1 pseudogene is annotated in these 433 nt (G+C 49.7%); it reads right to left on the bottom strand.

Going from position 1 to position 433, the window contains the following annotated elements:
- Positions 1–390, bottom strand: a pseudogene (locus MiSe_RS49900) (hypothetical protein); the annotation flags it as partial.
- Between the last annotated feature and the right edge of the window lie 43 nt (positions 391–433).

The following is a 433-nucleotide window of genomic DNA, read 5'->3' as shown; positions in this document are numbered from 1 at the left end:
TTCAAACGCCTTCTTGTAGATGTCCAAGTCCAAATGACTTTTAAAGGTTTCTCGACTCAACTGCTTCATCCCCCGCTCCCCCATCCCCTTTGCTCCCCCATCCCCTTTGCTCCCCCATCCCCTTTGCTCCCCTTTGCTCCCCTTTGCCCCCCCAGCCCCCCCATCCCCTTTGCTCCCCTGCAAAATCTTCAGCGCAGTGTCGTAGTGCGAATCGGGATTTGGGGGTTTGACAATCTGGAACTTGTTGGTAAACGGATTGTAGGCCATAAGAAACATCTTGTAGTTAAAAAGCCCCAGTGGTCGCAACACCCAATAGTTTTCTCTCGCTTTTTGGACAATCCAACCTTGTTGCCCAAAGCGGGCGATGATGTCGTCGATTGTTTGAGTCATAGTTAACCTAGTGCTTTCCTAATTTGTACTCGATGTCATTTTG

Source organism: Microseira wollei NIES-4236 (assembly GCF_020521235.1).
Lineage (GTDB): Bacteria > Cyanobacteriota > Cyanobacteriia > Cyanobacteriales > Aerosakkonemataceae > Microseira > Microseira wollei.
The sequence above is the reverse complement of the archived record's forward strand: the minus strand, read 5'-3'. Positions and strand labels throughout refer to the sequence as shown.